This window comes from Arthrospira sp. PCC 8006, assembly GCF_046480465.1.
Classification (GTDB): Bacteria; Cyanobacteriota; Cyanobacteriia; order Cyanobacteriales; family Microcoleaceae; genus Limnospira; species Limnospira platensis.
In genome coordinates, this window is the sequence record NZ_PKGG01000233.1 from 1 (window position 1) to 7878 (window position 7878).

The following is a 7878-nucleotide window of genomic DNA, read 5'->3' on the forward strand; positions in this document are numbered from 1 at the left end:
TTGATGATTTATTATGGTTTGTGAGGGCGGGTTTATTCATATCCTGGTGGGGATGCCGGGTTGACAGTAGAACCCGCCCCTACCATGATTAATTCCGGTGGGTGAGGGCGGGTTTATTTATTTCCTGGTTGTGATGCCGGGTTGATTATGGTGGGTGAGGGCGGGTTTATTCATCTTCGCGCCCCTAGTGGAGGAATTAGACAGGTTTGGAGGGCGGGTTTATTCATCTTCGCGCCCCTAGTGAAGACATTCGCCGAACCCGCCCCTACATGATATTGCCCTCTCCCAGAGGTAGACAGAGAAGGATTTACATTCCCTATTAATTAACTCATTTCTAACATCCGCTGAATAGGTCGCAATGCCGCCTCTATGGTAGATTGGGGTAAGGTGATTTCTGGCTGTCTATTTTTCATAGATAAATAGAGTTTTTCGAGGGTGTTTAGCCTCATGTGGGGACACTCATTGCAGGCGCAACTGTTCATGGGGGGCGCGGCAATAAACTGTTTGGCGGGAGCCTCTTTTTTCATTTGGTGAATAATTCCGGGTTCTGTAACTACAATAAAAGTGGAATTTGCACTTTCTTTGACGTACTTTAATAAAGCAGTGGTAGAACCGATATAATGAGCATGACGTAAAACTGGGGGTTCACATTCGGGGTGAGCAATAATTTCCGCGCCGGGATATTCAATCTGTAGCTGCACAATTTTCTTTTCGGAGAAATTCTCATGCACCATGCAAGCCCCCTCCCATAATAGCATTTCTCGTTGAGTTTCTGCCATGACATAGCGCCCTAAGTTGCGATCGGGTGCAAAAATAATTGGCTGATCTGCGGGAATTTGGCTAACTATTTTGACGGCATTAGCACTGGTGCAGATGATATCACTCATCGCCTTAATGTCGGCAGTGCAATTAATATAAGATACCACTAAATGGTCAGGATGGGCAGCTTTGAAGGCAGCGAAAGCATGGGGAGGACAACTATCAGCTAGAGAACATCCGGCATTAAGATCGGGGAGTAAAACCTGTTTTTCTGGATTGAGAATTTTAGCGGTTTCTGCCATGAAGTGAACCCCGGCAAATACAATAACATCTGCATGGGTTTCGGCAGCTTGGCGCGACAGTCCTAGGGAGTCGCCAATATAGTCGGCGATGTCCTGAATATCGGGGTCTTGGTAATAGTGGGCCAGCACGATCGCATTTAGGTCTTTCTTTAAAGTGGCGATCGCCTCAAACAAGTCCTCTGGCTTCTCATATTGGGTCGGTTGTCGGTCTAAAGTCGCTGCAAACATCAGTTGACCTCTGGTTTGTGATTCTCTAATTACTAATTATAGTTGAATTCACCAAAAATAGTAAAGCCAGAAATCTCAACCTGGGGTCGCAACAACTTATCCTAGAAAAAAACGTACTATTAGATACAATGAGCCCATCACCGGAATTAACTGTCAAAATTGCCCTAATTGGAGATATCCACGACCAATGGGAACCAGAAGATGAGATAGCCTTAAAACAGTTGGGGGTAGACTTAGCCCTATTTGTAGGTGATTTTGGTAATGAAGCCCTAGAGGTGGTTAAGGCGATCGCTCAGTTAGATTTACCCAAGGCGGTAGTGTTTGGAAACCATGACGCTTGGTATAGCATGACCGAGTGGGGTCGCCAAAAATGCCCTTACGATCGCACCCGGGAAGACCGGGTGCAAACCCAAATTGATCTGCTGGGACCCGCCCACGTTGGCTATGGAAAACGAGATTTTCCTGAGTTAGGATTAACGGTTGTCGGTACTCGGCCCTTTAGTTGGGGAGGGCCACAATGGACAAATCAAGAATTTTATCAAACCCGCTTTGGTGTCAACAGCAACCAAGAATCAAGCGATCGCATTTTAGCCCAAGTTAAAAACGCCGCATTAGACCAGATTATTTTTTTGGGACATAACGGCCCTAGTGGTTTAGGAGACACCCCAGAATCACCCTGTGGTAAAGACTGGAAACCCATTGGCGGCGACTATGGCGACCCCGACTTTGCCGAAGCTATTACCCAAACCCGCAATTACGGAAAAACTATCCCCCTAGTCGGCTTTGGTCATATGCACCACACCCTCCGCCATACTAAAGCCTATCTGCGGAAATCCATAGCCATCGATGAACATCAGACTATATATCTTAATGCTGCCACTGTCCCGCGCATTCAAGGCACAGGATCTGATAAATATAGACATTTTGCGATCGCTATACTCAAACAGGGTCAAATTCGGGAAGCCTCCCATATTTGGGTCAACTCTCAAGGTCAGATCATCCAACAACAACATCTATACCCATAGACCACAAAAACGAACCGCCCCCTTTTCTCACAGACCCACACCGACTTAGGGCGCGTTGTCCATAGAAATGGCGGCGGTTATAAATTCTTAGCCTGATTCCTAGCCTAGAATAGTTACATTTTAGCCATCAACTGATTCTCTACTCCAACCTAGTCATAGACTCCGGTATTGAGGCGGAAATCTCCTTCCTGTAGAATCGGCTCTACCGGAGTGATGGTAAACTCACCGATATAGCGTTCTATAATCTCTTTCTGGGCATCGGTTAACCCCGGAATTTCTAATACTTCCTGCACTGAATCATAGGGCGCTGCGTCAATGATCATTTTGGCCAATGTGGGAAACATTCCCGGATATTGACGGAATTCTCGGATTGAGCTATTATTCAAATCCAGTTTTTTCCCAAATTCAGTGCCCAGCTTTGCATCAGCTTTGTTTCTGCGGTTAACTTCCGCCAAAACTGGTGCTTGCAGACTCGGTAATTGAACAAAACTCAAATCCGCTGCCCATGCAGACTGAGGGGCACTCCATCCTAGCAAACCTACCAACAAGCCTACTAACGCTAATACCTGACCCAATCGTTTCATTAAATCTCTTCTCCCATTTGTTCTAAACTACATAGACAGAATCCACAAAATCTGTATTACGAATCCTGCAATATTGTTGAATATACCCCAACACCGGACATTTGCAGGAAAATAATTCGGAATTGTCGATCATGGATCGTTCCACCCCTTCCCCTCTCAATTGTCAATTCCTGCACAATTTGATATTCCTCAACCCGCCACCATTAGGCAATAGCCAATCTCCGGGAATTATTAATTGTTAATTGTCCTTGGAATTATGTTAAGTTTTGTAACAAGCCCCCTCGTCACAAGTAGGGGGGTAGGGGTTGCTTTCTGAGTTTATTTATGCTATTATGCTAAATAATCGTAATATTGACATTATTTTAGTTTTGGCACAGATTCCAATCATTTAAAATATGTCAATATTGTATCAATATTTGGGGCGACCTGTCAACCCTTCCCATAAATAAAGTTCAGCGATTAGCATAATAATCTAAGGCATAATCCCTAAAACGTTCCAAATCCTTAGCAATAGTAGACTCAACGACACCCCCCAAAAAAAGATTATCCATAATCTTACCTAACAGACCGGGAATAGCATAAGACACGGAGAGGCGGACAATACTACTACCATGGCGATCGTAAAAACGGATAGCGCCTCGGTTAGGCAACCCATCGACTGATTCCCATTGGATAATCTGATGTGGAATCTCTTTAAGAATGCGAGAAAGCCAGCTAAATTCAAAGTTACCACTAGCCAACTTCCACTTAGAAAGTTCGGGGTTTTCTTCCAATATATTCACGGACTCAATCCACTTCATCCACCGTGGCATTTGTTCTAAATCCGACCATAAATCCCACGCGATATCAATGGGAACATTAACTTCTATTTGCACGCTATGTTCTAACCAATCAGCCATTTGAGTTACTTAATTATTAAGGTGTGAGGTGGTTTATATCGAGGCATAGTCCCCGCCCTACTTATAGCAAGCCAGACAGGGACAATATTTTAGCTCTGTACCCCCAGCTTGCTTAGTTCCAAAAAGTTAGGGGCATTTTCCAGGATAACACGGGCAGCCTGTCGCCCGGAGAGGGTAGCACCTTCCATGCTATCAATATAATCCTGTTGTGTGTAACTACCAGCTAAGAAAAAGTTAGCAATGGGAGTTTTTTGGGGGGGACGGTAGGGGTCCATTCCGGGGGCTTCCCGATAGAGGGACTGGGCTAGTTTAACTACACTATACCAAGTCATATTTAACTCTCGGGAAGAGGGGAAAAGTTGGTGAACTTGCTGGAGAACATGATTGGCGATCGCCTCATTATTTTGTTTAATAAAAGGGTCGCCCGGAGTTAAAACCAACTGTAGCAGAGAACCCTGTCCTGATCGGTAATAATCTCCCGGACTGGTTAAAGCCAAATCAGCAAAACAGGAGAAATCGGCATCAGCAGTATAGAGTAAGTTATCTATACCCACGGCTTTTTCTAACTGTTGGCGTGCGAGTGAGTCTTGGAGTTCTGTTACCCAACCATCAAAGCGTAATTGCACTGTGGCTACGGGAACAGTATCTAACTTGTAAATATTGTCAAATTCCGGCCATTTTCGCCAAGCCTCTGGGAGCATTTTTTGAGCCCCAGGAACATCACAGGCGCAAACATAAGCATCTGCAATAATGGTTTCTTCGGCTTCCCCTTGGGCGACCACCAAGCCAGTGACACGGGTTTTACCGTCAATTTCTGTAAACTGAATTTCTCTGACCCGTCGTCGCAGATGAATTTTAGCGCCCCGTTGTTGGAGATAGTTAACAATAGGTTTATGGAGATATTCCGCCGGAGACCCTTCCAACATTCGCAAGACGGAGGCTTCGCTTTTGGCTGCGAAAAACTGGAAAATCGTGAGCATACAGCGCGCGGAGATATTTTCAGTATCGATAAAACCCAAAGCATAGGCGATGGGGTTCCACATCCGTTTTAGGCTACCTTCAGACCCCCCCTGGCGGCGAAACCAGTCCGCAAAACTGACTTTATCTAGGTCTCGAATGTTTCTCATGGCTCCCTCAAAGTCCACCAAACCCCGGACAATGGGGCTAGTTCCCAGGGCGATCGCATTTTGCAATTTATCCTGGACGGAAAGCTGAGAAGTGGTGAAAAAGGCTTTTAGTCCGTTGAAGGGTGCGCCAGTAAAGAAGCGAAAATCTAAACTTCCGATCACGCCGCCGGGGTTGACAAAGCAGTGAATATGGTCTTTTAATCGCAGATTCTCAAAGGCTCCCACCTTTTTCATTAAATCAAATAGTTGGTAGTAGCAGCCAAAAAAGACGTGCAGACCCATTTCGACATGATTACCTTCTGGGTCTACCCAACTACCTACTTTACCACCCACAAAGGGGCGGGACTCAAATAGTTCTACTTCATGTCCAGCATCAACCAAATCAACGGCTGTGGCCATGCCAGCTAATCCAGCTCCAGCGATCGCAACCCGCATCCTACATTATCCTTAACAGTTCCTTTACGAATTTTAACAATAAAGTGATGCTACTGATCGATTTTTCGTTCAATTTTCCAGTTATGGGACTTGCAGATTGATTCTAGCATCTCCACAAAGCTGTCAATTCTGGCTTTTCCCGCACCATAACCTAGATTTAAAAACCCGACATCTCCACCAGCAGTGATGACATCGATTTCACAATAGTCAAATTCGGCATAGTTTAAAATTATCGTGGTTGACAAATTGGCGGAAATTCTTGCCGAAAAGGACTCCTCGACTAAGATATTGACATTCCCAATAGTGCGGACAATGACATCAGGGAAGTAGTCGCGCAATTCATGAACTAGCTGATCTAAATAAGAACCCCGTAGGATAACTGTTTGAATATTCATAGGGTGATTTGCTTGTAAATCTTATTACCTGATAGGAGTTCACCGCTGAGAATTAGCCGAGAATTACCCGGCCGTCCTCAAAGTTTCACCTTGGTGGATCTAACCCTATCTCTGTTATTATCCTGCCATCTGGGAGAAAATGATTCAGTTTTCCAAAAAACTTAATATAGTGATCCCTAATCCCCAGCCTTAATCATATCAGCCCTCATGCTGAACCAATTGTATAACTGAAAAGTTTTATGTAACTGAGAATACACTGAATGATTATGTTCATGGTACAATGCGATCGGGTTCTCAGTCAATTATCACAACTGGCAACTGGGTTCATATTATCACTTTTGAGAAGTTTTATCACTATGGTACTCAGTCTATGGGTTGAGACTATTCTGATTACCCGCTGTCTGGGGACGTTCTAAGTTGATGTCCATCAAATAAATTGCCGAAATCTATCCAATAAGTTATAGTGGTTGTTGCTAAACTGGATCTACGGTAAGATTTATTGAGAACATGGCAGGGCTAATTTACCAACCAGCCCCTAAACTTCCGCCTACCAGATACATGGTTGCTGTCTGAACCCAAATTTAATCAACATCAAGGTGCTTATGAAAACAATTTTATTTTTGTCTACAGGAAATGACTATCTGAGTCGATTTTCTGAGTATTTGTTTAATTATTTGGCGGAAACCAGGGGCTTGAGTTGGCGGGCTTATTCGGCTTTATTACCAGTAGATAAAAGCCATTATTCTAGTAATTATTCAATGGGGGCGATCGCCTTAGAAGTGATTTCGGAATTGGAGAAGCGGGGTATTTCCTTAGATTATTCTGTGCGAACCATCAGACCCGTATCCCAAATTAACTTTAAAAATGCCAATAAAATTATTGCCATTGAGGAATCAATATATCGTCCGTTAATGGTTAAACGATATCCTTCCTGGGTGAATACGGTGGAGTATTGGAATATATCCGATGTGAAACCAGCGAGCCGGGAGTTGTCTTTACAGCAGCTAGAAAAGCGGATTAACCAAATCATTGACCAGTTCACACCCAGTCGGGGAAATTTAGCCTCTGTGTGGGCGGGATATGATGACTAATGGCTTATAATTCTCGGCGGGAAAAAATAGCGATCGCCAAGGCTAATAGTAGGACGGTGTAAATGATACCATATCCAGCATTAGCCACGAGAATAGGAACATCAGGGATATCTGCATAAACGGCATCATTTTTGAGATTCAGACGGGCTAAATCCGGTAAAATGACATACATTGCCGTCATCACATTTTCAATGGTTTGACTATCGCTAATTTGACCCAATTCGAGTAAGTCTCGGCTGAGACTTCCCATTACATAAACCGCAAAAGTTAGGAGTGTAGCCAACAGAGAACTGGTTAACACGCCTAACAAAATGCCCGCCGCCCCAATTAGCCCAAACTTAATCCAAATCAACAGATTAGAAATGGCGATACTTGGTGCGGGGTATGGAATTTGGTTAAGACTTAAAACCCCCATATATATGGCTGTCATTACCACGACCAAAACTGCTAAGACCGCCCACAAACCCAAATGTTTACCAATAATCAATTCCGGGCGGCTAACCGGCTTAGAAAGCAGTAAATAAACGGTGCGTTTTTCAATTTCCTGGTTAATTAAAGTGGTACTGACAAAAACTGCCACAATTAAGCTAAGAAGGCTGATAGCAGCCAAACCGAGATCTAAGACAATTTTATCTTCTAAACTAGCAGCGACTTGGGGCATTAGTTCAACTGCTGCGACCATCAACAGCGCAAAGATACCCAAAATATAGAGAACCCTAGCGCGCATGACTTCCCAAAACACATTTTTGGCGATCACCATTATCCTTCCCAACATGATGCTTGACCCTCCTATAACCACGATGGTTATCACTTGACTAGGATTCTGATACATTTACGCGACATTTATCCGGCTATTGCCTGACAATGCGACGATAGCACTATTACCCGTTAAGGTAACAGAGGCGGTATCCCGCAAAGCTTTTAGAAAGATTCCAAAAGCACCGTTCCAGTCCCTGGGTAGAGTGAACCCACACTCAGGACATCGGAACACTTTTGAGCCACCTAGCTGGGAATGCACATGACCACAGTGAGT

At 44.2% G+C, this 7878-nt stretch carries 9 protein-coding genes; 2 read left to right on the plus strand and 7 right to left on the minus strand.

The features are described from left to right. Positions 1 to 323: 323 nt before the first annotated feature. On the minus strand, positions 324 to 1289 hold the full coding sequence (gene nadA, locus B9T16_RS23285) for a quinolinate synthase NadA (protein WP_006616923.1): 966 nt from the start codon (positions 1287 to 1289) through the stop codon (positions 324 to 326). A 128-nt stretch (positions 1290 to 1417) separates the two neighbouring features. Here nadA and B9T16_RS23290 point away from each other — a divergent pair, with 128 nt between their 5' ends. Beyond that, positions 1418 to 2314, plus strand: coding sequence for a TIGR04168 family protein (locus tag B9T16_RS23290; RefSeq protein ID WP_006616922.1), 897 nt, complete (start codon positions 1418 to 1420; stop codon positions 2312 to 2314). Positions 2315 to 2463: 149 nt separating this feature from the next. Here the strand turns inward: B9T16_RS23290 and psbU are convergent, their stop codons facing one another. From psbU to B9T16_RS23310, 4 genes are all read right to left on the minus strand, one after another. Further along, the gene (psbU, locus tag B9T16_RS23295) at positions 2464 to 2898 is read right to left on the minus strand and encodes a photosystem II complex extrinsic protein PsbU (RefSeq protein ID WP_006616921.1); all 435 of its coding nucleotides are present in this window, start codon (positions 2896 to 2898) and stop codon (positions 2464 to 2466) included. Positions 2899 to 3350: 452 nt separating this feature from the next. Then, positions 3351 to 3797, minus strand: coding sequence for an SRPBCC family protein (locus B9T16_RS23300; RefSeq protein ID WP_006616920.1), 447 nt, complete (start codon positions 3795 to 3797; stop codon positions 3351 to 3353). An 89-nt stretch (positions 3798 to 3886) separates the two neighbouring features. Continuing rightward, a complete protein-coding gene (zds, locus tag B9T16_RS23305; protein ID WP_006616919.1) occupies positions 3887 to 5359 on the minus strand; it encodes a 9,9'-di-cis-zeta-carotene desaturase in 1473 nt (490 codons plus the stop codon). Positions 5360 to 5409: 50 nt separating this feature from the next. After that, positions 5410 to 5754 carry a hypothetical protein gene (locus B9T16_RS23310; RefSeq protein WP_006616918.1) on the minus strand — a complete coding sequence of 115 codons (345 nt, stop codon included), beginning with the start codon at positions 5752 to 5754 and terminating at the stop codon, positions 5410 to 5412. A 602-nt stretch (positions 5755 to 6356) separates the two neighbouring features. On the opposite strand from B9T16_RS23310, the gene B9T16_RS23315 reads away from it, so the two are divergent. After that, entirely contained in the window at positions 6357 to 6845 is a 489-nt protein-coding gene (locus B9T16_RS23315) for a protein-tyrosine-phosphatase (RefSeq protein ID WP_014274505.1), read from the plus strand. A 4-nt stretch (positions 6846 to 6849) separates the two neighbouring features. On the opposite strand, the gene B9T16_RS23320 is transcribed toward B9T16_RS23315, so the two are convergent. Both B9T16_RS23320 and B9T16_RS23325 read right to left on the minus strand, forming a co-directional pair. Further along, positions 6850 to 7620 carry an ABC transporter permease gene (locus B9T16_RS23320; RefSeq protein ID WP_035736325.1) on the minus strand — a complete coding sequence of 257 codons (771 nt, stop codon included), beginning with the start codon at positions 7618 to 7620 and terminating at the stop codon, positions 6850 to 6852. A gap of 57 nt (positions 7621 to 7677) precedes the next feature. Further along, positions 7678 to 7878, minus strand: a 201-nt coding sequence (locus B9T16_RS23325) for a zinc ribbon domain-containing protein (RefSeq protein ID WP_072053754.1), incomplete at its 5' end; no start/stop codon positions are given.

What these genes read in the sequence shown, in the direction of transcription:
- nadA (WP_006616923.1), bottom strand. Translation starts at nt 1,289, where the DNA reads ATGTTTGCAGCGACTTTAGACCGACAACCGACCCAATATGAGAAGCCA.
- B9T16_RS23290 (WP_006616922.1), top strand. Translation starts at nt 1,418, where the DNA reads ATGAGCCCATCACCGGAATTAACTGTCAAAATTGCCCTAATTGGAGAT.
- psbU (WP_006616921.1), bottom strand. Translation starts at nt 2,898, where the DNA reads ATGAAACGATTGGGTCAGGTATTAGCGTTAGTAGGCTTGTTGGTAGGT.
- B9T16_RS23300 (WP_006616920.1), bottom strand. Translation starts at nt 3,797, where the DNA reads ATGGCTGATTGGTTAGAACATAGCGTGCAAATAGAAGTTAATGTTCCC.
- zds (WP_006616919.1), bottom strand. Translation starts at nt 5,359, where the DNA reads ATGCGGGTTGCGATCGCTGGAGCTGGATTAGCTGGCATGGCCACAGCC.
- B9T16_RS23310 (WP_006616918.1), bottom strand. Translation starts at nt 5,754, where the DNA reads ATGAATATTCAAACAGTTATCCTACGGGGTTCTTATTTAGATCAGCTA.
- B9T16_RS23315 (WP_014274505.1), top strand. Translation starts at nt 6,357, where the DNA reads ATGAAAACAATTTTATTTTTGTCTACAGGAAATGACTATCTGAGTCGA.
- B9T16_RS23320 (WP_035736325.1), bottom strand. Translation starts at nt 7,620, where the DNA reads ATGTTGGGAAGGATAATGGTGATCGCCAAAAATGTGTTTTGGGAAGTC.